Annotated in this window: 20 protein-coding genes; 5 read left to right on the plus strand and 15 right to left on the minus strand. The window is 72.1% G+C overall.

Features of this window, described 5'->3' with window-relative positions; translation table 11 throughout:
- The first annotated feature begins 106 nt into the window (after positions 1 to 106).
- On the plus strand, positions 107 to 1,315 hold the full coding sequence (locus B079_RS0118730; RefSeq protein WP_026248842.1) for a trypsin-like serine peptidase: 1,209 nt from the start codon (positions 107 to 109) through the stop codon (positions 1,313 to 1,315).
- A 108-nt stretch (positions 1,316 to 1,423) separates the two neighbouring features.
- Here the strand turns inward: B079_RS0118730 and hflX are convergent, their stop codons facing one another.
- The 6 genes from hflX to miaA form a co-directional block, all read right to left on the minus strand.
- On the minus strand, positions 1,424 to 2,914 hold the full coding sequence (hflX, locus tag B079_RS0118735; RefSeq protein ID WP_026248843.1) for a GTPase HflX: 1,491 nt from the start codon (positions 2,912 to 2,914) through the stop codon (positions 1,424 to 1,426).
- Between the two features lie 197 nt (positions 2,915 to 3,111).
- Positions 3,112 to 4,629 carry a M1 family metallopeptidase gene (locus tag B079_RS0118740; RefSeq protein ID WP_018547382.1) on the minus strand — a complete coding sequence of 506 codons (1,518 nt, stop codon included), beginning with the start codon at positions 4,627 to 4,629 and terminating at the stop codon, positions 3,112 to 3,114.
- A gap of 157 nt (positions 4,630 to 4,786) precedes the next feature.
- A complete protein-coding gene (locus tag B079_RS0118745; protein ID WP_018547383.1) occupies positions 4,787 to 6,940 on the minus strand; it encodes a RelA/SpoT family protein in 2,154 nt (717 codons plus the stop codon).
- Positions 6,941 to 7,223: 283 nt separating this feature from the next.
- Positions 7,224 to 8,111 carry a diaminopimelate epimerase gene (gene dapF / locus B079_RS0118750; RefSeq protein ID WP_018547384.1) on the minus strand — a complete coding sequence of 296 codons (888 nt, stop codon included), beginning with the start codon at positions 8,109 to 8,111 and terminating at the stop codon, positions 7,224 to 7,226.
- A 153-nt stretch (positions 8,112 to 8,264) separates the two neighbouring features.
- Complete coding sequence (locus B079_RS0118755) at positions 8,265 to 8,768, minus strand: hypothetical protein (protein WP_018547385.1); 504 nt, start codon at positions 8,766 to 8,768, stop codon at positions 8,265 to 8,267.
- 108 nt (positions 8,769 to 8,876) lie between these two features.
- Entirely contained in the window at positions 8,877 to 9,815 is a 939-nt protein-coding gene (miaA, locus tag B079_RS0118760) for a tRNA (adenosine(37)-N6)-dimethylallyltransferase MiaA (RefSeq protein ID WP_018547386.1), read from the minus strand.
- Positions 9,816 to 9,988: 173 nt separating this feature from the next.
- On the opposite strand from miaA, the gene B079_RS0118765 reads away from it, so the two are divergent.
- Positions 9,989 to 10,231, plus strand: coding sequence for an antitoxin (locus B079_RS0118765; RefSeq protein ID WP_018547387.1), 243 nt, complete (start codon positions 9,989 to 9,991; stop codon positions 10,229 to 10,231).
- Here B079_RS0118765 and B079_RS0118770 read toward each other — a convergent pair.
- The 7 genes from B079_RS0118770 to B079_RS0118800 form a co-directional block, all read right to left on the minus strand.
- Positions 10,228 to 10,938: a class III extradiol dioxygenase subunit B-like domain-containing protein gene (locus B079_RS0118770; protein ID WP_018547388.1), complete on the minus strand. Its 711-nt coding sequence runs from the start codon at positions 10,936 to 10,938 to the stop codon at positions 10,228 to 10,230. The genes B079_RS0118765 and B079_RS0118770 overlap by 4 nt on opposite strands.
- 132 nt (positions 10,939 to 11,070) lie before the next feature.
- Positions 11,071 to 12,600, minus strand: coding sequence for a tRNA (N6-isopentenyl adenosine(37)-C2)-methylthiotransferase MiaB (miaB, locus tag B079_RS0118775; protein WP_086022382.1), 1,530 nt, complete (start codon positions 12,598 to 12,600; stop codon positions 11,071 to 11,073).
- A gap of 51 nt (positions 12,601 to 12,651) precedes the next feature.
- Entirely contained in the window at positions 12,652 to 16,002 is a 3,351-nt protein-coding gene (locus B079_RS32325) for an SAV_2336 N-terminal domain-related protein (protein ID WP_051095183.1), read from the minus strand.
- A 2-nt stretch (positions 16,003 to 16,004) separates the two neighbouring features.
- Positions 16,005 to 16,955: an AAA family ATPase gene (locus B079_RS0118785; RefSeq protein ID WP_018547390.1), complete on the minus strand. Its 951-nt coding sequence runs from the start codon at positions 16,953 to 16,955 to the stop codon at positions 16,005 to 16,007.
- A complete protein-coding gene (locus tag B079_RS0118790; RefSeq protein WP_018547391.1) occupies positions 16,952 to 19,099 on the minus strand; it encodes a trypsin-like peptidase domain-containing protein in 2,148 nt (715 codons plus the stop codon). Before B079_RS0118790 ends, B079_RS0118785 begins: the two co-directional genes overlap by 4 nt.
- A gap of 3 nt (positions 19,100 to 19,102) precedes the next feature.
- Entirely contained in the window at positions 19,103 to 19,498 is a 396-nt protein-coding gene (locus B079_RS0118795; RefSeq protein WP_026248844.1) for a CU044_2847 family protein, read from the minus strand.
- Positions 19,499 to 19,623: 125 nt separating this feature from the next.
- On the minus strand, positions 19,624 to 20,028 hold the full coding sequence (locus tag B079_RS0118800; RefSeq protein ID WP_018547393.1) for a MazG nucleotide pyrophosphohydrolase domain-containing protein: 405 nt from the start codon (positions 20,026 to 20,028) through the stop codon (positions 19,624 to 19,626).
- Between the two features lie 135 nt (positions 20,029 to 20,163).
- Between B079_RS0118800 and B079_RS0118805 the strand changes: the two genes are divergently transcribed.
- On the plus strand, positions 20,164 to 21,162 hold the full coding sequence (locus B079_RS0118805; protein ID WP_018547394.1) for a TAXI family TRAP transporter solute-binding subunit: 999 nt from the start codon (positions 20,164 to 20,166) through the stop codon (positions 21,160 to 21,162).
- A 49-nt stretch (positions 21,163 to 21,211) separates the two neighbouring features.
- Here the strand turns inward: B079_RS0118805 and B079_RS0118810 are convergent, their stop codons facing one another.
- Together B079_RS0118810 and B079_RS0118815 are read right to left on the minus strand one after the other, a co-directional pair.
- Positions 21,212 to 22,609 carry a sensor histidine kinase gene (locus tag B079_RS0118810; RefSeq protein ID WP_018547395.1) on the minus strand — a complete coding sequence of 466 codons (1,398 nt, stop codon included), beginning with the start codon at positions 22,607 to 22,609 and terminating at the stop codon, positions 21,212 to 21,214.
- A gap of 9 nt (positions 22,610 to 22,618) precedes the next feature.
- The gene (locus B079_RS0118815; protein ID WP_018547396.1) at positions 22,619 to 23,308 is read right to left on the minus strand and encodes a response regulator transcription factor; all 690 of its coding nucleotides are present in this window, start codon (positions 23,306 to 23,308) and stop codon (positions 22,619 to 22,621) included.
- 293 nt (positions 23,309 to 23,601) lie between these two features.
- Between B079_RS0118815 and B079_RS0118820 the strand changes: the two genes are divergently transcribed.
- The gene (locus tag B079_RS0118820; protein WP_018547397.1) at positions 23,602 to 24,378 is read left to right on the plus strand and encodes an amino acid ABC transporter ATP-binding protein; all 777 of its coding nucleotides are present in this window, start codon (positions 23,602 to 23,604) and stop codon (positions 24,376 to 24,378) included.
- Positions 24,379 to 24,499: 121 nt separating this feature from the next.
- A complete protein-coding gene (locus tag B079_RS0118825; RefSeq protein WP_026248845.1) occupies positions 24,500 to 25,342 on the plus strand; it encodes a glutamate ABC transporter substrate-binding protein in 843 nt (280 codons plus the stop codon).
- Positions 25,343 to 25,444: the final 102 nt, after the last annotated feature.

A 25,444-nucleotide genomic window follows, 5' to 3' on the forward strand; every position in this document is an offset into this window, starting at 1 on the left:
GTTCCCGTTCCCAGTCGGCCACGCCTTCGGCACGAACTCGCCCCGAGTCGACCGCCGGTGACGGGCCGAAGCACCATATTCCTTCACAGCAGGGGGAGTCACGACCATGCGATCCATACGTCCGTCGTCCATCGTTCGACGGGGAGGGGGCGGCGCCCGCAGAACGCTGGCGGCCGTCGCGTTGGTCTCCGCGCTCGCGCTGACGGCGACCGCCTGTGGGGGCGACGACAACGCGAGTGGTTCACCGACGGCAGCGGCGGGCGTGGGCGACGGCAAGGTCAGGGTTCCGGACGACCTCAGCAACAAGCTGCGGGAGCACGGGATCGACATGGACAAGTGGAAGAACGGTGCCTGGAAGGACTGGGACCGGGACGACTGGCTGCGCGAGGCCAACGACTTCATCAACCCGATCATCAAGGGCCTGTGGGATCCCGACCGGATGCGCGGCGCCGACGACCCGGCCAAGAGCGTCGGTGACGGCGACCTCTCCGGCGACCAGGGCGTGACGGACCCGACGCCGCAGCCGGTGGAGGCGCAGCCGGTCAAGGCGCCGTACCACGTCAACGCGGCCACCTCCGGGAAGGTGTTCTTCGACGCCCCCAAGGGCACGATGGTCTGCTCGGCGACGGTCGTGCAGGACCCGGCGCACCCCGGCAAGTCCAACCTGATCTGGACGGCGGGCCATTGTGTGCACGCGGGCAAGAAGGGCGGCTGGTACCGCAACATCGCCTTCGTGCCGTCGTACAACAACCAGAGCCTGTCGCCCGCCGGGATGAAGACCGCCTCGCGCGCGGAGGTCGCGCCGTACGGGGTGTGGTGGGCCGACTCGGCGAAGACCTCGCAGCAGTGGATCGACGGCGGTGGTGAGACCGGCGGCAACGGCGCCTCGTACGACTTCGCGGTGATCCATGTGACGCCGGAGCAGGGCAGCGGCGGCAAGTCGCTGGAGGAGACGGTCGGCGGGGCGCTGCCGGTGGACTTCGACGCCCCGGCGGCGACGGACGTGCGGAGCCTGACGGCGAGCGGTTATCCGGCGGCGGCGCCGTTCAACGGGCAGCGGCTGTACCAGTGCACCGACAAGCCGGGCCGGTTGTCGATCGCCAAGGCGGACCCGACGATGTACCGCATCGGCTGCACCATGACGGGCGGTTCCTCCGGCGGTGGCTGGGTGGAGGCCGGGAGTGGCGGCGAGCCGACGCTCGTCTCCAACACCTCGATCGGCCCGGCCTCCTCGGGCTGGCTGGCCGGTCCCCGGCTGGGTGAGGTGGCCAAGGGCGTGTACGACTCGGTGAGCAAGGAGTTCGCCGGGAACTGAGCCCGGCGCGCGACGAGCCCTGTGCATGACGAGGCCCCGCCGTCCCTTCCGTGAGGAGAGGGTCGGCGGGGCCTCGTCATGCGTGCGGCGGGCTGCGCCGCGTGTGGGTCAGACCGTGGCCGCGGGCGTGTACGGCGCCAGTTCGGCGGCCAGTTCCGCGTGCACCCGGACCTTGAGCAGGGTGCCCTCCGCGGTGTGCTCCTCGGAGATCACCTCGCCCTCGGTGTGGGCGCGGGCGACGAGCTTGCCGTGCGTGTACGGGACGATCGCCTCGATCTCGACCGAGGGGCGGGGCAGCTCGTCGTCGATCAGCGTGAGCAGTTCCTCGATGCCCTGGCCGGTGCGCGCCGAGATCGCGATGGACCGCTTCTCGACCCGCATCAGCCGCTGGAGGACCAGCGGGTCGGCCGCGTCCGCCTTGTTGATGACGACGATCTCGGGCACGTCGGTGGCACCGACGTCCCGGATCACCTCGCGCACGGCGGCCAGCTGCTCCTCCGGGGCGGGGTGCGAGCCGTCCACCACGTGCAGGATCAGGTCGGAGTCGCCGACCTCCTCCATGGTGGAGCGGAACGCCTCGACCAGGTGGTGCGGCAGATGCCGGACGAAGCCCACGGTGTCGGCCAGCGTGTACAGCCGGCCGCTCGGGGTCTCGGCGCGGCGGACGGTCGGGTCCAGGGTCGCGAACAGCGCGTTCTCGACCAGGACGCCCGCGCCCGTGAGGCGGTTGAGCAGGGAGGACTTGCCCGCGTTGGTGTAGCCCGCGATGGCGACGGAGGGCACCTTGTTGCGTCGGCGCTCCTGGCGCTTGATCTCGCGGCCGGTCTTCATCTCCGCGATCTCCCGGCGCATCTTCGCCATCTTCTCGCGGATACGGCGCCGGTCCGTCTCGATCTTGGTCTCACCGGGACCACGCGTGGCGAGGCCGCCGCGACCGCCACCCATCTGCCGGGAGAGCGACTGGCCCCAGCCGCGCAGCCTCGGCAGCATGTACTGCATCTGGGCCAGCGCGACCTGTGCCTTGCCCTCACGGGACTTGGCGTGCTGGGCGAAGATGTCGAGGATCAGGGCCGTACGGTCGATGACCTTGACCTTGACGACGTCCTCCAGCTGGATGAGCTGGCCGGGGCTCAGCTCACCGTCGCAGATCACGGTGTCGGCGCCGGTCTCCAGCACGACATCGCGCAGTTCGAGCGCCTTGCCGGAGCCGATGTAGGTGGCCGCGTCGGGCTTGTCACGGCGCTGGATCACGCCGTCGAGCACCATGGCGCCCGCCGTCTCCGCGAGGGCGGCCAGCTCCGCGAGGGAGTTGTCCGCGTCCTGCGCGGTGCCGGTGGTCCAGACACCGACGAGCACGACCCGCTCCAGACGGAGCTGCCGGTACTCGACCTCGGTGACGTCCTCCAGCTCGGTGGAGAGTCCGGCGACGCGGCGCAGGGCCGCGCGCTCGGAGCGGTCGAACTGGTCGCCGTCCCGCTCACCGTCGATGTCGTGACTCCAGGCGACGTCCTCTTCCATCAGGGCATCGGCCCGAAGCCCTTCGGGGTAGGCGTGCGCGCGGCGCTGGGAGTCCTGGGAAGGGGAAGAAGAGGAGGTCATTGGGTCCTTACGTCGATGGGATGCGGTCCGGGCCACGAAAGTGGCCGGACATCTGGGACAACGTTCTGGTACCCCAGGAGATTCCCCGGGCACCGTGCCGCGCCGCTCGAAGATGGTCGCACGGCGCGGCATGTCCCGTCACCGCGTTATCGCGGGGACGGAAGACGGGCGGAAGACGGGCGCGACACGGCCTGGGCTCAGGCCCCGCCCTTGGGGCCTCCGGCCCCCTTGGCCGGGGCCGGGGCGGCCGGTTTCCAGTCGGGGTGGCCGGGCATCGGCGGGGTCTTCGCACCGTAGAGCCAGGCGTCGAAGAAACCGGTCAGGTCGCGGCCACCGATCGCGGAGGCGAGCCGGACGAAGTCGGCGGTGCCGACGCTGGAGTCCCGGTTCTGCTGGACCCAGACCTTCTCAAGACGCTCGAAGGCCGGGCGTCCGATCTCCTGGCGCAGGGCGTAGAGGACGAGCGCGGCGCCGTCGTAGATGTTGGGGCGGAAGATGCCGATCTTCTGGCCGGGGGCGGGCGGCTTGGGGCGTCCGGGCGGGCCGCCCGCCTCGCGCCAGCGGTCGGAGGCGCCGTAGGCGGCCTTCATCCGGTCCGCCATGGGCCGGTCCGCCTTCTCGTCGGCGTACAGCTCCTCGTACCAGGTGGCGTGCCCCTCGTTCAGCCACACGTCCGACCAGGTGCGGGGGCTGACGCTGTCGCCGAACCACTGGTGGGACAGCTCGTGCACCATGACCGACTCGATGTACCACTTCGGGTAGGCGGGCTCGGTGAAGATGCCCTTCTCGAAGAGCGAGAGGGTCTGGGTCTCCAGCTCGAACCCGGTGCTGGCCTGCGCCATGAGCACGCCGTAGGTCTCGAAGGGGTAGGTGCCGACCTTGCTCTCCAGCCAGGCGATCTGGTCGGGCGTCTTGGCGAGCCAGGGTTCGAGGGTCGTGCGGTCGGCCGTGGGGACGACGTCGCGCACCGGCAGGCCGTGCGGGCCCTTGCGGTGGACGACGGTGGAGCGGCCGATGGACACCTGGGCGAGTTCGGTGGCCATGGGGTGCGCGGAGCGGTAGGCCCAGGTGGTGGTGCGGGTGCCCCGGGCGGTGCCGGTGGGCAGTCCGTTGGCGACGGCCGTGTAGTCGTTCGGGGCGGTGATCCGGAAGGTGAACATCGCCTTGTCGGACGGGTGGTCGTTGCACGGGAAGACCAGGTGCGCGGCGTCGGCCTGGTTGGCCATGGCGAGGCCGTCCGTGGTGCGTACCCAGCCGCCCTCCTGGCCCTTCGCGGCGACCGGGTCGCTGGTGTGCCGCACCGTGATCCGGGTCCAGCTGCCGAGCGGCAGCGGGTGGTCCGGGGTCACGACCAGGTCCTCCCCCGCGCCGGTGAACCGGGCCGGGCGCCCGTCGACCTCCACGGACTCGACGGTGCCGTGGGCGAAGTCGAGGTTGAGGCGGTCGAGCGTGGCGGTCGTCCGGGCCCGGATGGTGGTGACGGCGCTCAGCGGCTTGTCGTTGCGGCCGGAGTAGGTGAAGGCGAGGTCGTACGACGCCACGTCGTAGCCGGGGTTGCCCAGGGCCGGGTAGAGCCGGTCGCCGACGCCCAGGGGCTCGGCGGGGGCTCCGGCGGCGACCAGGCAGACCGTGACGGCGGAGGCGAGCAGGCCCGCCGTGGAACGGCGTACGCGACGCGGGCCGGGGATCGGACGCGGGTGGAGGTTGAACGGCATGCCCCACCGCTACCAGCGCGCCACCGCGCCGTGGCGACGGCGCGCGCCCGGCCCACCCGATCGGGTTGCGCCCGCGGCCCACGCTCAGGCTGCGGTCCCTTCCTGCGCCGCCCACCCCTGCGCCCCCGCTCCACGGTCAGGCTCCGTCGCCTCCCGCTCAGGACGCGGGCCCCTGCGCCCGGCTCACGTCGTACACCCCCGGCACGTCGCGCATCGCGCGCATCAGGGCCGGGAGGTGTGCGGCGTCGGGGAGCTGGAGGGTGTAGCTGTGGTGGACGCGCTGCTCGGTGGGCGGGGCCACGGTCGCGGAGATGATCTCGGCGCCCTCCAGGGCCATCGCCTCGGTGAGGTCGGCCAGCAGATGCGGGCGGCCGAACGATTCAGCGACCAGGGTGACCCGGCATCCGGCGTTGTCCCCCCAGCGCACTCCGACCTCCGTGCGCCCCCGCTCCCGCATGCGCTCCGCCACCGCGCACTCGGCGCGGTGCACAGTCACCACTCCCCCGCGCACGGCGAAGCCGTCGATCGCGTCGGGCGGCACGGGCGTACAGCACCCGGCGAGGCGTACGGCCGCCCCGGGCATGTCCACGATCACGTCGGCGGCCGGTGGCCGCTCGGCGGGGGCACCGGCGGCGGGGCGGGCCGGACCGGAGCCCTCGACCGGACCCTGGCCCTCGGCCGGGGCCTGCGCCTCCTCGGACTGGTCGTCGGCGACGGGGTGGGCCGCGAGCCACCGCTGGATGGCGATGCGCGCGGCCGGGGTATGGGCGTGCTCCAGCCATTCGCGGGAGGGCTCGGAGGCAGGGTCCTGGCCCATGAGGAGCTGCACGGTGTCGCCGTCGTGCAGGACGGTGCTGAGCCGGGCGAGGCGGCCGTTGACGCGGGCGCCGATGCAGGCGTGGGCGTCGTCGCCGTACTGCGCGTAGGCGGCGTCGACGCAGGTGGCGCCCTCGGGCAGGCCCAGGGTGCCGCCGTCGGGGCGGACGACGGTGATCTCCCGGTCCTGGGCCAGGTCCTCGCGCAGGGTGGACCAGAAGGTGTCGGGGTCGGGCGCGGCGCGCTGCCAGTCGAGCAGGCGGGAGAGCCAGCCGGGGCGGGTGGGGTCGGCGCGCTCGCCGTCGGCCGCCGCGGACTGTTCCTCGGGCGCCGTGTAGGGGTTGCCGAGCGCGATCACGCCCGCCTCGGCCGCGCGGTGCATCTGGTGGGTGCGGATGAGGACTTCGGCGATCTGGCCGTCGGCGCGGGCGACGGCGGTGTGCAGCGACTGGTACAGGTTGAACTTGGGTACGGCGATGAAGTCCTTGAACTCCGAGACGACCGGGGTCATACAGGTGTGCAGCTCTCCGAGGACGCCGTAGCAGTCGGCGTCCTCGTTCACCAGGACGAGCAGCCGTCCGAAGTCGGTGCCGCGCAGTTCGCCGCGTTTGCGGCTGACGCGGTGCAGGGAGACGAAGTGCCGGGGGCGGATGAGGACTTCGGCGGGGATGTCGGCCTCGCGCAGCACCGCGCGGACCTCTTCGGCGATCTCTTCCAGCGGGTCGTCGGCGCGGGAGGCGTTCTCCGCGATGAGTTCTCTGACGGTCCGGTACTCCTCCGGGTGGAGGATGGCGAAGACCAGGTCCTCCAGCTCGGTCTTGAGGGCCTGCACACCGAGGCGTTCGGCGAGCGGGATGAGGACGTCGCGGGTGACCTTGGCGATGCGCGCCTGTTTCTCGGGGCGCATCACCCCGAGGGTGCGCATGTTGTGCAGCCGGTCGGCGAGTTTGATCGACATCACGCGCACGTCGTTGCCGGTGGCGACGAGCATCTTGCGGAAGGTCTCGGGCTCGGCGGCGGCTCCGTAGTCGACCTTCTCCAGCTTGGTGACGCCGTCGACCAGGTAGCGGACCTCCTCCCCGAACTGGTCGCGCACCTGGTCCAGCGTCACCTCGGTGTCCTCGACGGTGTCATGGAGCAGGGAGGCGACCAACGTGGTGGTCTCGGCGCCGAGTTGGGCCAGGATCAGGGTGACGGCGAGGGGGTGCGTGATGTACGGCTCGCCGCTCTTGCGCATCTGGCCCCGGTGCGAGGACTCCGCGAGCAGATAGGCGCGGCGCAGCGGGCCGAGGTCGGCGTCGGGGTGGTGGGCGCGGTGGGCCTCGGCGACGTGCCCGATGGCGGCCGGGAGCCTGCCCCGGGTGGTGGGGCCCAGCAGCGCGGCCCGGCCGAGGCGGCGCAGGTCGATCCGCGGCCGGGACTTCCTGCGGGCCACGGTGGGCGCTGTGGGCGCTACCGGGCCGGCGGTCGCAGGGTTCGTGGCCTCCGCACTCATGGGCACCTCCGGCTCGTGGACCGGTGGACGGGGCTGCAGGGCGTACGCGGCTCAGGGATGGCGACGTTCCCCCGTCCGTGCCGGTGCTTGATGCTACCGAGCCCATCACGCGCGACCGACCGCCTCCCGCCGAGCGTGAAACGGATCACCCATTCGAGCGATGGAAATGAGGTTTGAGGTTTGCGCCACCTGGCCTGAAGTCGCCCGCGATTTCGAACCGGGCCGGTCGCGCAGCCGCTCCCGCCCCGGCGTCCTGAGTCGCCGGGGCCGAGGTCCGGCCTGGTCAGCCGAGTGCGTTCGCCAGCCATGCGGCGTCGATCTCGCCCTCGGCGACGATCACGGCGGGGCCCGTCATCTCGATCTCTCCGTCGGGCCGCTCGGTGATGACCAGACGGCCGCCGGGCACGTCCACGGTGTACGTCGCCGGGAGGCCGGTCACGGCCGGGTCGGCGCCGTCGCGGCGGGCGGTGGCCACGGCGACGGCGCAGGCGCCGGTGCCGCAGGAGCGGGTCTCGCCGGAGCCGCGCTCGTGCACGCGCATCGCGACGTGGCGGGGGGCCCGGTCGGCCACGAACTCGACGTTGACACCGTCGGGGTAGGCACCGGCGGGGCTCACGGGCGGGGCGTCGTACAAGGTGCCCGCGTGGTCCAGGTCGGCCACGAAGGCGACGGCGTGCGGGTTGCCCATGTTCACGTTCCGCGCGGGCCAGCTGCGCTCGCCGACGGTCACCGTGATCTCGCCCTCGGGGAGGCTCGCGCGGCCCATGCCGACGGTGATGTCGCCCTGGGTGTCGAGGGAGGCGGCCTTGTCGATGTGGACGCGCTTCACCCCGCCGCGCGTGGCGATCGCGAGGTCACCTTCGCCCACATGTCCGGCGTGCTGGAGGTAGCGCGCGAACACACGGACGCCGTTGCCGCACATCTCCGCGATCGAGCCGTCGCTGTTGCGGTAGTCCATGAACCACTCGGCCTCGCCGGCCATGTCCTTGGCCTCGGGGTGGGCGGCGGACCGCACCACGTGCAGCACCCCGTCACCCCCGATGCCGGCGCGGCGGTCGCACAGCGCGGCGACGGCGGCCGGGGACAGGTCGAGGGCGTTCTCGGGGTCCGGAACGATCACGAAGTCGTTCTCGGTGCCGTGGCCCTTGAGGAAGGCGATCCGCGTGCTCATGGATTCGATCGTACGGCGTCACGGGCGAGGCCGTGCTGTGGGCCCGCTGCCCTGTGGACAACCCGTCGCCGCCCCGTCGACCCCTGTGGACAACGCATCGCCGCGCTGGTGAGGGCGCGCTCAGCCGCAGACGCGCCAAGGCAGCAGACGCGCTCAGCGCAGCCGGGCCACCCGCCATACGGCGAGGACGGCGACGACCGCGACCACGAGCGCGTAGGCGAGCACGACCCGCCAGTCCGGGCGGCGGCCGGAGCCGCGCGCGGGCAGACCGGGCCAGGTGTAGCCGACCCGGCGGGCGGCCATCATGCCCCAGCCCGCCGCGCAGGAGCAGATCAGCAGGCCCAGCATGGCGATCACCGCGCCGCTGTCGCCGAAGTCGAAGGCGAGCGGGAAGGCGAACATCAGGGAGCCGAGCGCGGCCAGACCCACGATGGGCGCGAGCTGCCAGATGCGCAGCCGCCGCTGCGGCCGCAGCTCGACCTCGACCTCCGGACCGCTCGCGTACATCTCCTCGGGCGCGGGTCCGTCGGCGGTCACGCCGCCCGCCACGTCCTCGGGTCCGTCGTCGGTCAGATGGTCCTCGCCCCGGTCCGGCTCGTCACCGTCGGTGGTGACGTGCTCGGTGCCTGGTGCGGTGTCACGAGGGCCGGCCTCCATCGCCACGCGCCCTCCCAACTAGGACTTCCACTGGTCGATCGAAGCTCGATGATGGCACGGCGCCGAAGGCCGCGTTGACCGGCGGCGCATCCCGATGCCATGACGTGATCAGGCTGTGACCGGTCGTTCGACCAACGTGAGCGCCCGCTCGGGAAGTTCCCCCCGGTCGGCCGCCGCGCCGCTCAGCCACTCCACTCGGGGATCACGGCGGAACCAGGTGTCCTGGCGGCGCGCGAAGCGCTTGGTGGCGCGCACGGTCTCGGCGCGCGCCTCCTCCTCGGTGCACTCCCCGGCCAGCGCCGACAGGAGTTGCTGGTAGCCGAGCGCGCGGGACGCCGTACGTCCCTCGCGCAGCCCCTCGGCCTCCAGGGCGCGTACCTCGTCCACGAGTCCGGCCTCCCACATGACGTCGACACGGCGCGCGATGCGCTCGTCGAGTTCGGGGCGGGCGACGTCGACGCCGATCTGGACGGTGTCGTAGATCGAGTCGTGGCCGGGGAGGTTGGCGGTGAAGGGCTTGCCGGTGATCTCGATCACCTCCAGGGCGCGGACGATGCGGCGGCCGTTGCCGGGCAGGATGGCGCGGGCGGCGTCGGGGTCGGCGGCGGCCAGGCGCGCGTGCAGGGCGCCGGGGCCGCGCAGGGTCAGCTCCTCCTCCAGGCGGGCCCTGACCTCGGGGTCGGTGCCGGGGAACTCCAGGTTGTCGATGGCGCCGCGCACATAGAGGCCGGAGCCGCCGACCAGGATCGGCCAGCGGCCCTCGGCGAGCAGGGCGTCGATCCGCGCGCGGGCGAGCTTCTGGTACTCGGCGACGGAGGCGGTCACCGTGACGTCCCAGATGTCCATGAGGTGGTGCGGTACGCCGCCGCGTTCCTGCGGCGTCAGCTTGGCGGTGCCGATGTCCATGCCCCGGTACAGCTGCATGGAGTCGGCGTTGATGACCTCGCCGCCCAGCCGCTGGGCCAGGAAGACGCCGAGATCGGACTTTCCGGCCGCGGTGGGTCCGACGACGGCGATGACACGGGGGGCGCGGGATGCACTGCTCACCGCACCAGTTTCGCAAACCCCGGGGCCCGGTCTCCAACGAGTGATGTTCTGCGGGCGGTGTGTGAGATGGGCAACCGGAGCGGATCCGGGGTGTGACACGCGGTGCGCACGGGTAAACGTTCCCCCGCAAGCAGGCGCATCACGCGCAATTGGGTGTTTTCGGAAGGTGGATCATGGGTCTGTTCGACAACGTGAAGGCCGGTCTCGACACGGCTAAGGAGAAGGCGGCGGACCTGGCCCGCGAGCACGGCGACAAGGTCCAGGACGGCATCGACAAGGCCGCCCACCTCGTCGACGAGCGGACCAAGGGCAAGTACAGCGACAAGATCCACGCCGGTACGGACAAGGCGAAGGAGGCCGTGGAGCGGCTCGGCCACCAGGACGACGAGAAGCCCGAGGCGGACAAGAAGCCCTAGCTCCAGGAGGCCACCAGGTACCCGACGCCGTAGGGGGCGTCGTCGTACAGCAGGGTGCCGCTGAGGTCCGCGCCGTCGGCCGCTCCGGCGAGGACCTGCCAGGGGGCGCGGCCGGAGGCCTTCAGCTCGCGGGCGAGCCCGGCGTCCAGGGCGGTGAGGGCCGCCGGGTCGGCCGTCGCGAGGGCCCGGGCGGCCTCCGCGTCGAAGGGGGCGGCGCGCTCGTCGAGATAGCCGGGTGCCTTCACGGTACGGCAGGCGCTGCCGTCGCCCATCACCAGCAGGGCCGTCCGCCCGTCCTCGGCGCCGATCACGCGGCCCAGCGCGGCACACCGCTCGGGCGTGAGCGTGTCCTGCACGCCGACGCCCTCGACCGGGGACTCCGCCCAGCCGCAGCGCTCCAGCAGCGAGGCGGCCACGGCCAGCGAGTACGGCAGCTCAGGGGCGTCGGCTCCGGCGTCGGCCGCCGGGCCGAGCCGTACGGCCAGGTCGACGCCGAAGCCCCGGAAGGAACCCGGGGTGCCCTGCGCGTAGAGGCCGCCGCGCTCGTCGGGGCCGACGATCATCAGCCGGTCCGGGCGGGCCGCGGCGAGGACGCCCAGCGCCTCCGCGCAGGCGGCGCGGGCGGCGTCCAGTTCGGGTGCGGCGCCCGAGGCGACCTCGGGGACGAGCAGGGGCGGGCAGGGGCAGACGGCGGCTGCGACAAGCATGATCGGCAGGGTATCCCCGTGCGGCGGTGAACCCGCCCCACCCGTCGGTCGCACGCGTCGCACAAGGGCCCCGGTCCGGACGACGCCGGGCCGGGGCACCTCGTAGCCGGGGCCACCTCGTATCGGGCGCTGTCAGTCGCAGCCGCAGCCGCTCGCCGCGACCGGCAGCGGCTCGGGGACGCCGATCTTGGGCAGGCCGAGCATCACGCCGGGCTGCTTGGCGGCGGCCTCGGCGACATTGCGCTTCTCCCAGGCGTCGCCCGCGCGGGTGCGGCGCACGGCGAGGACGGGGCCCTCGGCGAGGAGGTGGTGCGGGGCGGCGTAGGTGACCTCGACGGTGACCATGTCGCCGGGGCGGACCTCCTCGTCCGGCTTGGTGAAGTGGACCAGGCGGTTGTCGGGGGCGCGGCCGGACAGCCGGTGGGTGGCGCCGTCCTTGCGGCCCTCGCCCTCCGCGACCATCAGCTCCAGGGTGCGGCCGACCTGCTTCTTGTTCTCCTCCCAGGAGATCTCCTCCTGGAGGGCGACAAGACGCTCGTAGCGCGCCTGCACGACCTCCTTGGGGATCTGGTTCTCCATGGTCGCGGCGGGGGTGCCGGGCCGCTTGGAGTACTGGAAGGTGAACGCCTGCGTGAAGCGGGCCTCGCGCACGACGTGCAGCGTCTCCTCGAAGTCCTCCTCGGTCTCGCCGGGGAAGCCCACGATGATGTCGGTCGTGATGGCGGCGTGCGGGATGGCCGCGCGGACCTTCTCGATGATCCCGAGGTAGCGCTCCTGGCGGTAGGAACGGCGCATGGCCTTGAGCACCGTGTCCGAGCCGGACTGGAGCGGCATGTGCAGCTGCGGCATCACGTTCGGCGTCTCGGCCATGGCGGCGATCACGTCGTCGGTGAAGTCGCGGGGGTGGGGGGAGGTGAAGCGGACGCGCTCCAGGCCCTCGACCTTGCCGCAGGCCCGCAGCAGCTTGCTGAACGCCTCGCGGTCGCCGATGTCGGAGCCGTAGGCGTTGACGTTCTGGCCGAGCAGGGTGATCTCGGAGACGCCCTCGCCGACCAGCGCCTCGATCTCGGCGAGGATGTCGCCGGTCCTGCGGTCCTTCTCCTTGCCGCGCAGCGCCGGGACGATGCAGAAGGTGCAGGTGTTGTTGCAGCCGACGGAGATCGACACCCAGGCCGCGTACGCGCTCTCGCGCCGGGTCGGCAGCGTGGAGGGGAACGCCTCCAGCGACTCGGCGATCTCGACCTGCGCCTCCTCCTGGACGCGGGCGCGCTCCAGCAGCACGGGGAGCTTGCCGATGTTGTGCGTGCCGAAGACGACGTCGACCCACGGCGCCCGCTTCACGATGGTGTCGCGGTCCTTCTGCGCGAGGCAGCCGCCGACCGCGATCTGCATCCCGGGCCGCGACGCCTTCCGCGGCGCGAGCCGTCCGAGGTTGCCGTAGAGCCGGTTGTCGGCGTTCTCACGGACCGCGCAGGTGTTGAAGACGACGACGTCGGCGTCCCCGTCGGCATCCTCCGGCGCCCGTACGTACCCGGCGTCCTCCAGCAGCCCGGACAACCGCTCGGAGTCGTGGACGTTCATCTGACACCCGTAGGTGCGGATTTCGTACGTCTTGGCTGAGAGAACGTCCACTGCCGGGCTCCGGTCGCTGCTGCTGGTCATGCATCAAGGGTAGGGGGTCCGGCGGACCGCCGATGCGGCCCTCCTGTCCGGTCACCGCGGGGTCCGGTCTCCGTCGTCCCGCAGCGCCAGCTCGGCCAGCCGGAGGAACGTGGCCGTGGTGGCCGGCCGCAGTCGGTCCAGTGTCCAGCCCGGGGACTGCAGTGCCGCGTCGAAGCCCACCTGGACCACGTGTCCGGCGGGGACCTGGAGCCGCCGGGTGAATCCCTCGGGCAGTTCGCGGCCGGAGCCGACGTCCATGTCCGTGGCCACGACCAGCGCCCGTCGTGCCAGCTGTTCCCGGCCGTTCCCCCTGAGACGGGCGAGGGTGCGCACGGCCGCGTCCAGGGACAGCTCGCCGGTCCCGCAGCACAGGATCAGCCGGTCGGTGTGATCGAGCACCGCCTCGGCCGTACCGTCCAGGTGCAGCGGTGCCCAGTCGGTGAGGACGAAGGAGTAGTAGGGCGCGGTCCGGACCAGTACCTGGGCGTACTCCTGCTGGTGGGACGGGTTGGGCGTGAAGTGACCCGCGCGGTGCGCGGCGACCTCCAGGCCGGACGGCAGGCGGGTGGTGCGGTCGCGGATCGTCTCGTACGAGGAGGGGTCAGGGAGCGCCGCCAGGTCGCGTACGACGGCGGGGTTGCGGTCGGTGAGGAAGGCGTCCAGCGCGCCTTCGGAGGCGGAGCCGTCGAGGGCCAGGACCGGTTCGCCGCGCACCGCCGCGAGGACCGATCCGAGCACCATGGTGGTCGTGGCCCGACCGCTGTAGTGATGGGCGCCCACCAGGGTCAGGCGTCGGCTGTGCGACAGGGGAACCCGCAGTCGTTCCAGTCGCCGCTCGGCCTCCCGGCGGGCGGCACCGAAGCGCGGGAGCCGCAGCTCGGGAGGTGTCGCGCCGGTGATCTCGGGCGGCGGTTGCGTGAGCGGCACGGAGCGGGGCCGGGTCTCCTGGACCGCCGACGACCGTGCACCGCCCAGTTGGAGGCGGGTGCGCGACACGTACCGGGCGAGTATTTCGGCGACCTCGCTCGCACTCGGCCGCCGCTCGGGCTCCGGGTCGCCGCAGCGCAGCACGAGCTTCCGCAGCTGTTCCCAGGTGTCGCCCTGCCACAGGTGCATGCCCTCGGGCAGCCCCGGCATCTCCCAGCCCGCCTTGCTGCTGATGACCTGAAGCAGCTCGCCGAGGGCCCGCACGTTGTCCTCACGGGTGGGAGCCACGCCGGAGCCCAGGTAGGTGCCGTCGACGGCACAGTCCGAGAGGTCGCCCAGGACCACGGTGCGGCGCAGGACGTACACGCTGTCGGCGTCCAGGAACGCGGGCACGATCCCGTTGACATGGCACAGCGCGACCGCGTTGGCGAGGTAGCAGGAGACCAGCAGGCCCTGCAGCAGGTCGAAGGGGGCGGTGCTGTCGGTCAGGGCCCGGGTGAAGATCTCCAGGAGCCGGGTCGGCTGTGCGTCGGGCGCCCCCGTGTCCGAGATCGGTGTCATGGCGAGCCAGGGCGGCGACTCGTCGAGCCCCGCGTCGAGCAGCAGGGGGGCGTACTGGCCCTGGAGGCGGGCCAGGACCTCCGCCTCCACCGCGATCAGTCCGGCGTTGACGGCGGGCAGGTCGGGGCGCGGCAGACGCACGACGGCTTCCCTGCCGTCGGCGTCCACGCCCCGGTAGACGACCGTGCGGCGCCCGCGCCTGCGCCCGCGCAGCTCGTAGCCCCCGACTCTGCGCGGGTCCTCGTCGACGAGCGGATCCCAGTCGTCGGTGTCCATGGCGTCCTGCCGGGCCGGACCCGTGGCGCGGCGGGTGTCGCCGAAGGACACGCCGAACCGGGTGAGCAGTCGGCGCTCGATGCTGCTGAACGGCAGTTGCGCGGCGGACAGCACGTCGGAGCCGTCCGGGTGGAGCAGCCATGCCGGGAAGTCCGGCGAGTTCCCGGCGAGTTCTTCCAGGCGGCGGGCGATACGGCCGCCGGTGCGCAGGAGTTCCGCCTGCGGTACGGCGTCCAGGAGAACCGTCTTGGAGTCGTCCGAGAAGTCGAAGACCCTGTGCTTGGCCGGGAGGGGGCCCGGGACGGGGGCGGGGTGGGGTCGCAGGAGGCCGCCGAGAAACACCTCGGCGAGGTGCGAGGTCGTGGCCGTCCAGGGCACTCCCCGCTGCACCAGCCGCATCACGGGTACGGAGAGCGGGGCCACGGCCGCGAGGTGGGCGGCCAAGCGGTACGCCTCGGGGGTGGCCGCGTCCCGGAAGTGCTGGACGCTGCTGAGGTCCCGTGCGGCGGCGACGGTGGCGTAGTTGTCCGGGCGCACCAGCAGCGGCAGTTCCACGGTGATCCCGGGCGAGGCGAGCAGCCGGGCCCACACCCGCAGCGACTGGGCCGTGGGCTGGAGGACGGGCACCGGGATGTCGTCGAAGCTGCCGAGTTCGGCGGGCAGCACGGGGTCGGTGATCCGCCAGGAGGTGTTGGCTCCGCCGATGCGCCGGGTGGTGGCCTGCCAGGGCGTGGCGGAGATCCCGGACGCCTCCCACATGTCGCGCGGCAGGGTGTGCAGGACGGCCACCGGGCCCCGGGCGGCCCGCTCGGCGAGCAGCCGGTGCATCGCCCCTGACCGCCAGGCGGGGCCCATGCCGTCGCTGACGACCAGCAACAGGGTGCGCCCGGACGGATCGTTGACGGTGCTCAGCGGCAGTTCGGTGCTGCCGGGGCTGAACGGCCTGGCGTGCAGCCGAGGCCGCTGCGGACTGCGCGTGTCGAGGCCGAGCACCCGCGTGACGGCGAACGCGCCAAGACGCTCCAGCAGCGCGCGCAGTTCGGTGCCGAGCCGATGCCACAGCAGCATGGACAAGCCGTCGTCGACGAGCAGGGTCAGGTCCAGCCAGCGTTCTCGTACGGGCCGTTCCACCACGTCGGGCAGGTGGGTCTCGGCGAGCGCCGAGGCGGTGCGGTCCTCGTCGATCTCGGTGCGGTGCCTGCTGTCGTGGCGGCGGCGCAACGGGCGCAGGGCGCGGCCGAGTTCCAGTTCGCCGACGAGAGCCTTGTCCTCGGGCACCCGCACGGGCAGCGCCCGGCGCGGTTCCCGGTCCGGGTCGGCCGCACGGGGCTCGGGGACCGGTGCCCGGCGGGCCGACGAGTAGAGGCTGGGGCTGGTGAGGTCCGGCAGTTCCGGATCGTCGTGCTGGGGAGCGGGCTGGGACGGGGTGGGGCGCTCCTGTGGCTCTTGGCCGTCGGGCGGCGGGCTCTGACTCGTGCTCGGCTGAGTGGACGTCTGCCGGAGCAGCGGGGCGTCGGCATCCGAAGGGAGGCGGCGGGCCAGCCACAGCACGTCGAGTATCTGATCGGCGTCCAGGTCCAGACCGCAGCCCGCGAGGGTCCGCAGCACCTCGGAGAGCCGCTCCCCACCGCCCGGCATGGTCACATCGCCCCGGTGAGCTGGTGCAGCACGGCGTCCAGCAGCCCTTCCGCGTCGAGCGCGACGCCTCCCGTACGCAGGAACACGGCGTTGAGCAGCTGGTCCGTGGCCAGTTCGCCCAGGGCGCGGCGGCGCAGGAACACCTCGATGATGTCGTCGGCCTCCCCCATCGCCTCCTCGCCGAGATGCGCGGCGACGATGGTGCGCAGCCGCTGCTCGTCGGGCAGCGGCAGATCGAGCCTGAGACACCGGCGCAGGAAGGCGGGCGGAAAGTCGCGCTCGCCGTTGCTCGTGATGACGACGACCGGGAACTCGGCGCACTGCACGAGACCTTGATGGACACGGACGGCGCCGCGATGGTCGTACGTCTGCACCTCCACGTTGGCCGAGTCCTCGGGCAGCCGGGAGAGTTCGGGGATGTCGAAGAACCCCTCCTCGAAGACCGTGAGCAGGTCGTTCGGCAGATCGACGTCGCCCTTGTCCATCTCGTCGATCAGCAGACAGCGCGGGGTGTCCGACGGGACCAGCGCGGTGCCGAGCGGGCCGAGCCGGACGAATGTGCCGATGGACGGTTCGCGCTCACCGCGATCGCGGCTGAGGGTCGTCTCGCGCAGCCGGCCGATCGCATCGTACTGATACAAAGCGTCCTTCACCGTCGAGCGGCTGTTGACGGGCCAGCGCAGCAGTTCGCCCAGGCTCAGTTCATGGGCTACGGCGCGGGCCAGGGAGGACTTTCCCGTCCCGGCCGGGCCGGTGACGAGCAGCGGGCGCCGCAGGTGCAGCGCCGCGTTGACGACATCGGCGTGCTGGGGCTCGATCACATAGGGCAGTTCGGGGCGGACGGACCGCGCCGGTGTGAAGCGGCGCCACGGCGGAGCCGGGGGCAAGGTGATGGGGCGGGGGACGCCGTCGCCGCGGAACAGACGCCAGTCGGCGTCGGCAGCGGATGTCATGCGCTCTCCTGGGGTTCGGTCAGGTGCAGGCGGGGCACGGTGCGGTCGGCGTCCGCCCAGGCGAGGACCGGGCGGCCGGGGAAGTCGGGCGGGTTGGCCTTGGCGTGGGCGCGGTAGTCCCGTACCCCGTCGGGCAGTTCGGGCGTGGCGATCTCGGCTGTGTACCGGACGGTGTGGGAGGTGCCGTCGCGACCGCGGTCCCACACCACCACCGGCACGCCGAGGGCGAGGCAGGTCTGCACGATGCCGTCCCGCGGTCCCGGGGGCACGTCCACACAGACGCGTACGGTGTCGAGTTGGTTGACCAGCCGGGAGTAGATCGCCTCGCGGTCCATGGAGTCGGAGACCACGAGGGTCTTGCCCGAGTCGAGCCGGCTCCACCGGCTGCGCCAGTGGGCCAGGAACCGCCCGTGTCTGCGCAGCAGTTCCGGGCAGTGCACCACCAGCGGGAACTCGACGCCGAGGACACCGGGCACGAGCGCTTCCGGGTCGCGTGCCGTCCATTCGTCCACCGGCAGGTTGAGGCCGCTCCGGTCCACCAGTACCTCGACCAGGGGCGGTCGTTCGTCGTCGGCCGGGGGCGCGAGGGAGTCGAGCACGCGGAGCACTTCGCGCGCTGCCTCCGACGCCGAGTGCGAGGTGACGCTGTCCGTCGAGATCTGCCGCAGCCCGGCGCCCTCGTCGCACCAGATCCTCAGCTGGTGCCGCGCCCGGCCGACGCGCGTCACCTGGACCAGGACCCGCACGCGCGCGGTCCGGGCCCGCAGGGACCGCACCCAGTCCTGGGCGTCGGAGCGGCGCTCACCGAGGGCGGCCCGCGGGATGCCCAGGCGCTGTGCCACGCTGTCGGCCCAGAACCGCAGGTGTGGCCGGACCGGATTCGCGCTCAGCGCGCTGACGTACTCCATCACCCTCAGCAGGGCGGGAACCCGGGGCTCACCGTCGCCCGCGTGGCCGTCGCCCGGCAGTGCCTCCAGGTGGTTGAGAAGCGCCTCCGCGGTGTCCGCGCCCGGCAGTGCGGCCAGGTGCGGGAGGGCGGCGCGGACCGCCTCGGGTATCCGGGCCAGTACGTCCGCCTCCACGTCCCGCAGATGCTTACGGAGCGTGGCGTACTCCTGCGGGGACAGCAGGAGGGGTGTCCGGGACAGGGCGCCCGCCGCCAGGACGCGGTCGGCGTCCCGGGGGGCGCCGCGCCGCAGGTTGCCCACCAGGGCGGCCAGGGCCCGCGGATGGGTCAGCAGGAAGGACGCGAACTCCTCGGGTGTGGGCGGGGTGACGTCGCTGCCGTGCGTCACGCCGCAGGACCGTGCCAGCCGCTTGGCGCTCTCCACCCGGCTGCTCGCGGAGGGAAAGATGTCCTCGATGGCCTGCACCAGCAGCAGGAAGGCGTGATCGTCCTCGTCCGGCGGTTCGGCTGCCAGGCCGTCCAGCACGCCGAGCGGGCGCAGTTCGGCCTCCACGCGCTGCCAGGGCGCGGCCCAGCTGCGTCGTGCGAGGTCCTGGGTGCTCGACGGGCGAGGGGCGCCGGTGCCAGGATCCACGGGCGGCATGAAGTGGGCGACCACCAGGCCGACCACGGCCTTCTCCTCCTCGCACCACAGCGGGCTGCCGCTGTAGCCGGGGCCGACCGCCATGCCGGTGGGCGCCCCGTCCAGATAGGCGCGGGAGCCGTTGAGGCGGCGGACGGTGAGAAGCGCGAACGTGGCCTCGACGCCGGAGCCGTGACAGGCTTCCACGTCCTGGCCGACCCGCATGGCCGTCCGGCGGGGTCCTGCGGGCAGACCGCCTGCCGGTCCGTCCACGCGCAGTACGGCCAGATCACCGAGCCATTCGTCGTCACCCGGCCGTACCGGGCCGCCGTCGTGGGCGCGGGGCGCGATCCAGTGGGCCACGCGTGCCCCATAGCGCTGCGAGGGCCGGTCGTCGTCGTGCACCTCGACCATGATCTCGTCCGGTCCGGGCGCGCGTGAGGTGAGCATGGGGCGGCCCAGCGCGGCGTTGACGACATGGGCGCAGGTCAGCACCGTGTCGCCGCCGAGGACGAATCCCGCGCCCATGGCTTTGGCGTCCACCGGCCGCCGGATGGACACGACGTGGAGGGAGGCGTCGCCGGTACCGTCCCCCGCGGTTCCGAACCATCCCACGCGTCACTCCACGGTCGGTGCCACGTCGGGCTGGGGAGCCGGCTTCCAGTTCGCGGTGATGGTGAGGTGTGCCTGGGCCGTGCCTCCGACGATCCCGAGTTTGAGGTCCTGGCCGACCTGGACGCCGAAGGTCACGCTCAGCTCGGTCGGCGGCGTCTGCACGGCGGTGGCCGCGGCGTGGACCTCTTCGAGCAGCGGCCCGAGCGGGCGGAGGGCACCGCGAAGGGCTCCGGCCGCGAAGTCGGCCACCACTCTCCCCCCGGCCGCCACGGGCACGGCCCTTCCCATGCCCTCGGGGAGGTCGTCGTCGGGTGCGGCGGGAACCTCACCGCCCGCGGGTGCGAGCACGAATCGGACGGGTGTGCCGTCATCGAGTTCGAGGTCATGTGAGAGAGACACGCCGACATTGTCGTCGGCGGAGCCCGGGTCCGCGCCTGTCTCGCGAAACTCGGTTACAAGATCGATACAGACAGCCACACATCCCCCCACATCCGCCTCGGCTCACGGGGTGAGAACGGTGGCCGTCAGGCGTCCTCGGCTATCCAGCCCTGGCCGCGCAGCACCGCCGCGACGTCCGGCGCCCGGTAGTGGTCGCCCTTGAGGACCTTGCCGTCCTCGCGGCGCAGGACCTGGCCGTCGGGGCCGAGCTTGCTCATGTTGGCGCGGTGGATCTCGGCGATCACCTCGTCGAGGTCGATGCCGTGGACCAGTGCCGTGCCGTACGCCACGTAGACCACGTCCGCCAGTTCCTGCGCGAGGTGGTCCAGGGGGCCCTCGACCGCGACCTCCGCGACCTCGGCGGCCTCTTCCGCGAGCAGTTCCCCGCGGTGCGCGGCCAGCTGCGGGGAGACCTCGGTGGGGGTCTCGCGGGCGTCGAGGCCGAAGGCGCGGTGGAACTCACGGACGAGGCGGGCGGGAGAAGTGCTCATGCGGGCGACTCTAGCCGCCGCCACCGACAGCCCCCGACGTTGTCCACAGGCTCTGCGGGCCGGTCCCGTGGGGTTGTCCACAGGTGCGCCCAGGGCTCTGGCGGGGCCACCGTCCGGGCTGGCAGGATCGCCCGCATGTCCACAACGTTCCCCGTGCCCGGCCGGCGGCCCGTCCTGTGGGGCACGGCCGTCGGGGTCGTGGTCCTCGGGCTCCTGGCGTGGTGGCTGCTGCCCCTCGGCGACGAACCGCCCACCGGCAAGATCGTCTTCAGCACGGGCACCTCGCGGGGGGTGTACGAGGAGTACGGGGAGCATCTGCGCAGCGCGCTGGCCAAGGACATGCCCGGGCTGAAGGTGGAGCTGACGAGCAGCGCCGGTTCGCAGGTGAACGTCCGCCGGGTGGCGGACGGCGAGGCGGACTTCACCATCGCGGCGGCCGACGCGGTGCAGTCGTACGAGCTGGAGAACCCCGCCAAGGCGGACCGGCTGCGCGGAGTGGCCCGGCTCTACGACGACTACGTGCAGCTCGTCGTGGCCCGCGATTCCAAGATCACCAGTGTGGCGGACCTGCGGCACAAGCGGGTGGCCACCGGCCTCGAGGACTCCGGGGTCCAGCTGATAGCCGAGCGGGTGCTGCGCTCCGCCGGGATCGACCCGCACAAGGACATCACCCCGATGTCCGTCGGGATAGACAACGGGCCGGACCTGCTGCGCGACGGCACGGTGGACGCCTTCTTCTGGTCGGGCGGTCTGCCGACGAAGGGGCTGTCGGGGCTCGCCAAGAAGTGGGCGTTCCGGTTCATACCCATCGACGGCAAGCTGGTCGGCAAGCTGCACAGCGAGGGGGAGGAGGCGCGCTACTACCGGACGACCAACATGCCGGAGTCGGCGTACCCCTCGGTGCAGCGGGGTGCCACGGTGGCCACGATCGCGGTGTCCAACCTGCTGGTGACCCGCAAGGACATGGACCCCCGGCTCACCGAGTGGGTCACCCGCACGGTGATCAAGAGCCGGGACCGCATCGGGGAGCGCGTGCACTCCGCCCAACTGGTCGATCTGCGCACCGCCATCTACACCGACCCGCTGGCCCTGCACGAGGGGGCCCGGCGCTACTACCGGTCCGTCAAACCCTGACGGGCCCGGGGTCGAGCCCTCCGCCGGACTCCGGCAGCGCCGCGCCCGCTCAAGGGTTCCGCGCCACCGTGACCGTCACCCGCAGGCCCCCCGGCTCGTGGTGCCCGTAGCCGATGCCGCCCCCCGCCGCCGCCAGCAGGGCGCGGCTGATGGAGAGGCCGAGGCCGGAGCCCTTGACGTTCTGGTGCCGGCCGCTGCGCCAGAAGCGGTCGCCCACGCGCGCCAGTTCGTCCTCGGTGAGGCCGGGCCCGGTGTCGGTGACGACGACGGTCGAGAAGTCGCCGCCGGAGGAGACGGTGACCCGCACCTCGCCGTCCTCGGGGGTGAACTTCACGGCGTTGTCGATCACCGCGTCCAGCGCGCTGGACAGGGCGATCGGGTCGGTCCAGGCGGTGGTGGGCGGGCACTCGCCGGTCAGCCGTACGCCCTTGGCGCGGGCGGTCGGGGTCCAGGCCGCGACCCGTTCGTCGGCCAGGGCGCCGATGTCGGTCAGCCGGAGGTCGGCCTCGGCGTGCTCGGCGAGCGCCAGGTCGAGCAGGTCGTCGAGGACCTGGGCGAGCCGTTTGCCCTCGGTGCGCACGGAGGCGATCTCCTCGTTGTCCTCGGGGAGTTCGAGGGCGAGGAGTTCGATGCGCAGCAGCAGGGCCGCGAGCGGGTTGCGCAGTTGGTGGGAGGCGTCGGCGACGAAGGCGCGCTGCTGTTCCAGGACGTCCTCGACGTTGTCCGCCATCTCGTTGAACGAGCGCGCCAGACGCCGTAGTTCAGGCGGCCCTCCGGCGGCGGCGACGCGGGACTTCAGGCGCCCGGTGGCGATGTCGTGGGTGGTGGCGTCCAGGACGCGGACAGGTCTGAGCACCCAGCCGGTCAGGCGCAGCGCGGCCCCGACGGCGAGGAGCATCGCGGCGGCCTCCCCGGCCCCGATGAGCAGCCAGCCGCGCACGGTGCGCGCCCGCATCTGGTCGGTGGGCGAGTCGGTGACCACGACGGCCACGACGTCACCGTCCCGGATGACCGGTGAGGCCACGACCAGGCGGCTGTGCTGCCATGGCCAGACCTGACCGGGGTCGTGGCTGCGCCTGCTGAGCAGCGCCTCGTCGAAGGCGGCGCCCAGCTCGCCCGCTCGCGGTATCCGCCAGTGGGCCGGGGCGCTGCCCATGGCCGTACGACTGCGGTAGAAGACACCGGCCCGGATGTCGTAGACGTCGTAGTAGCTGTCCAGTTCGCGCTGAAGCGTCTCCAGGCGCTCGTCGGGCACCGCGGGGCGGTTGCCCTTGGGCGCGTCGGTGACGAACTGGGCGAGCGCGGCGAAGCGCGCGGTGTCGTCGATGCGGTCGACGACCACCTTCTGCTGCTCGGCCGCGGCCAGGCTGACGGCGAGCGGCACGCCGAGGGAGAGCAGGACGGCCGCCATCAGGACGATGAGCAGCGGCAGCAGGCGGGTGCGCACCCCTGCCCGCTATCCGGCCGGGGCGACGAGCCGGTAGCCGACGCCCCGCACGGTCTCGATCAGCGCGGGCAGCCGGAGCTTGGAGCGCAGGGAGGCCACATGGACCTCCAGCGTGCGGCCGGTGCCCTCCCAACTGGTGCGCCAGACCTCGCTGATGATCTGCTCCCGCCGGAACACCACGCCGGGGCGCTGCGCGAGCAGGGCGAGCAGGTCGAACTCCTTGCGGGTGAGCTGGACGGCCGCGCCGCCGACGCTGACCTGCCGGGTGGGCAGTTCGATGCGGACCGGACCAAGGAGCAGGGCGGTGCTCTCGGCGCCGGTCGCGGGGTCCTCCTGGACGGTGCGGCGGCTGACGGCGTGGATGCGGGCGAGCAGTTCGCCGGTGTCGTAGGGCTTCACCACGTAGTCGTCGGCGCCGAGGTTGAGCCCGTGGATGCGGGAGCGCACGTCGGAGCGGGCGGTGACCATGATGACCGGGGTGGCGGTGAGCTTGCGGATCTTGCCGCAGACCTCGTATCCGTCCTGGTCGGGCAGGCCCAGGTCGAGCAGGACCACGCCGAAGCACTCGCTGTCGGGGACGAGTGACCGAAGAGCCTCCTCGCCGCTGCGCGCGTGGGTGATGTGGAAGCCGTGCCGGGTGAGGACGGCGGACAGGGCTGCGGCGACGTGGTCGTCGTCCTCGACGAGCAGCAGTCTCATCCGGCCCCCTCCGGTTCGGTGTGTGTACGGCCATGGTTCGCGCACGGTTGTCACGCGGTGCACGCACGCGTGCACCATGGCAGTGATGCCGATGGACAAGGACGGCGTCAAGAGCGATCGGGTCGCCCACTGCTTCCGTTATCCGGCCGATATTCACACTGAGGGCAAGTGCTACGACACGTATCCGATTGCTATCGGATCGTGATGCTCAGATTCACCTCAGATGTGATGACGCTGGTCGCCGTGGCTCACTAAGGTCCTCCGGAAACCGAGTGGGACGGAGCCCGAGAGCGATGACCGAAGTATCGGTGGCCAAGGAGGACGCGGCCGCCACTGACGAACTGGTCGTCCTGAAGAGCGTCAACAAGCACTTCGGCGCGTTGCACGTGCTCCAGGACATCGACCTGACGATCGCCCGCGGCGAGGTAGTCGTGGTCATCGGACCCTCCGGGTCCGGCAAGTCGACGCTGTGCCGCACCATCAACCGCCTGGAGACGACCGACTCCGGCACGATCACGATCGACGGCAAGCCGCTGCCCCAGGAGGGCAGGGCGCTGGCCCGGCTGCGGGCGGACGTCGGGATGGTGTTCCAGTCCTTCAACCTCTTCGCGCACAAGACCGTGCTCGAGAACGTGATGCTGGGCCAGATGAAGGTCCGCAAGGCGGACCGCAAGCAGGCCGAGGAGAAGGCCCGCGCCCTGCTCGACCGGGTCGGCGTGGGCACCCAGGCCGACAAGTACCCCGCGCAGCTGTCCGGTGGTCAGCAGCAGCGGGTCGCCATCGCGCGCGCCCTGGCAATGGACCCGAAGGTGATGCTCTTCGACGAGCCGACCTCGGCCCTGGACCCCGAGATGATCAACGAGGTCCTGGAGGTCATGCAGCAGCTGGCCCGCGAGGGCATGACCATGATCGTGGTCACCCACGAGATGGGCTTCGCGCGCTCGGCCGCGAACCGCGTGGTCTTCATGGCCGACGGCCGCATCGTCGAGCAGGCGGCACCCGAGCAGTTCTTCAGCAATCCGCGCAGCGACCGGGCCAAGGACTTCCTGTCGAAGATCCTGCACCACTGAACCGACCGGACGCACCACTGATCGCCCGGGCGGCTCACGGCACTTGAGCCGCCCGCCGGGCCGCTCGCGCCCGCAAGGACCTCGTTCTCCCCTCTCCCGCATCACGCAAAGGATGTCCACCATGAAGCTCCGCAAGGTCACCGCCGCCTCGGCCGTCGTGCTCGCTCTCGCCGTGACCGCCACCGCGTGCGGCGGCGACAAGAAGGACGACGCCGGTTCCTCGGGCAGCGGCGGCGACAAGATCAAGATCGGCATCAAGTACGACCAGCCCGGTCTCGGTCTGAAGCAGCCCGACGGCTCCTTCTCCGGTTTCGACGTGGACGTGGCCACGTACGTCGCCAAGCAGCTCGGCTACAAGCCGGGCCAGATCGAGTGGGTGGAGACCAAGAGCGCCGACCGCGAGAACGCGCTCCAGCGCGGTGACGTCAAGTTCATCGTGGCCAGCTACTCCATCACGGACGAGCGCAAGCAGAAGGTGGACTTCGCCGGTCCGTACCTGCTGGCCCACCAGGACCTCCTGGTGAAGAAGGACTCGAAGGTCACCAAGGGCACGGACCTCAACGGCAAGAAGCTGTGTTCCGTGACCGGTTCGACCTCGGCGCAGAACGTCCAGAAGTCGATCGCGCCGAAGGCCAACCTGCGCAACCTGCCCGGCTACTCCGAGTGCCTCGCCGGTCTGCAGAGCGGCTCCGTGGACGCGCTGACCACGGACGACTCGATCCTCGCGGGCTACGCCGCGCAGGACAAGTACAAGGGCCAGTTCAAGCTCGCCGGGCTCAAGCTCAGCAACGAGAACTACGGCATCGGCGTCAAGAAGGGCGACTCCGCGACCGTCGACAAGATCAACAAGGCCCTGGAGCAGATGGTCTCCGACAAGTCCTGGGACAAGGCCGTGGAGAAGAACTTCGGCCCGGCCGACTACAAGAACGAGCCCGCCCCGAAGATCGGCCAGATCGTCAAGTAGGCCCGTCGCCGCGGACGCGAGGACCGGACAGGCCCCGCACGGTCCCACGGCCCGCGCCACCGTCCACCGCTTCCCGGACGGCGGCGCGGGCCGGCCCACCCC

This window comes from Streptomyces sp. LaPpAH-108, assembly GCF_000373625.1.
In the GTDB taxonomy this organism is placed as follows: domain Bacteria; phylum Actinomycetota; class Actinomycetes; order Streptomycetales; family Streptomycetaceae; genus Streptomyces.

Bases quoted from the DNA above. Each gene is read 5' to 3' on its own strand.
- B079_RS0118730 (WP_026248842.1), top strand. From the start codon at position 107: ATGCGATCCATACGTCCGTCGTCCATCGTTCGACGGGGAGGGGGCGGC.
- B079_RS0118740 (WP_018547382.1), bottom strand. From the start codon at position 4,629: ATGCCGTTCAACCTCCACCCGCGTCCGATCCCCGGCCCGCGTCGCGTA.
- B079_RS0118770 (WP_018547388.1), bottom strand. From the start codon at position 10,938: ATGCTTGTCGCAGCCGCCGTCTGCCCCTGCCCGCCCCTGCTCGTCCCC.
- B079_RS0118765 (WP_018547387.1), top strand. From the start codon at position 9,989: ATGGGTCTGTTCGACAACGTGAAGGCCGGTCTCGACACGGCTAAGGAG.
- B079_RS32325 (WP_051095183.1), bottom strand. From the start codon at position 16,002: ATGCCGGGCGGTGGGGAGCGGCTCTCCGAGGTGCTGCGGACCCTCGCG.
- dapF (WP_018547384.1), bottom strand. From the start codon at position 8,111: ATGAGCACGCGGATCGCCTTCCTCAAGGGCCACGGCACCGAGAACGAC.
- B079_RS0118820 (WP_018547397.1), top strand. From the start codon at position 23,602: ATGACCGAAGTATCGGTGGCCAAGGAGGACGCGGCCGCCACTGACGAA.
- B079_RS0118825 (WP_026248845.1), top strand. From the start codon at position 24,500: ATGAAGCTCCGCAAGGTCACCGCCGCCTCGGCCGTCGTGCTCGCTCTC.
- B079_RS0118755 (WP_018547385.1), bottom strand. From the start codon at position 8,768: ATGGAGGCCGGCCCTCGTGACACCGCACCAGGCACCGAGCACGTCACC.
- B079_RS0118745 (WP_018547383.1), bottom strand. From the start codon at position 6,940: ATGAGTGCGGAGGCCACGAACCCTGCGACCGCCGGCCCGGTAGCGCCC.
- miaB (WP_086022382.1), bottom strand. From the start codon at position 12,600: ATGACCAGCAGCAGCGACCGGAGCCCGGCAGTGGACGTTCTCTCAGCC.
- hflX (WP_026248843.1), bottom strand. From the start codon at position 2,914: ATGACCTCCTCTTCTTCCCCTTCCCAGGACTCCCAGCGCCGCGCGCAC.
- B079_RS0118800 (WP_018547393.1), bottom strand. From the start codon at position 20,028: ATGAGCACTTCTCCCGCCCGCCTCGTCCGTGAGTTCCACCGCGCCTTC.
- B079_RS0118815 (WP_018547396.1), bottom strand. From the start codon at position 23,308: ATGAGACTGCTGCTCGTCGAGGACGACGACCACGTCGCCGCAGCCCTG.
- B079_RS0118785 (WP_018547390.1), bottom strand. From the start codon at position 16,955: ATGACATCCGCTGCCGACGCCGACTGGCGTCTGTTCCGCGGCGACGGC.
- B079_RS0118805 (WP_018547394.1), top strand. From the start codon at position 20,164: ATGTCCACAACGTTCCCCGTGCCCGGCCGGCGGCCCGTCCTGTGGGGC.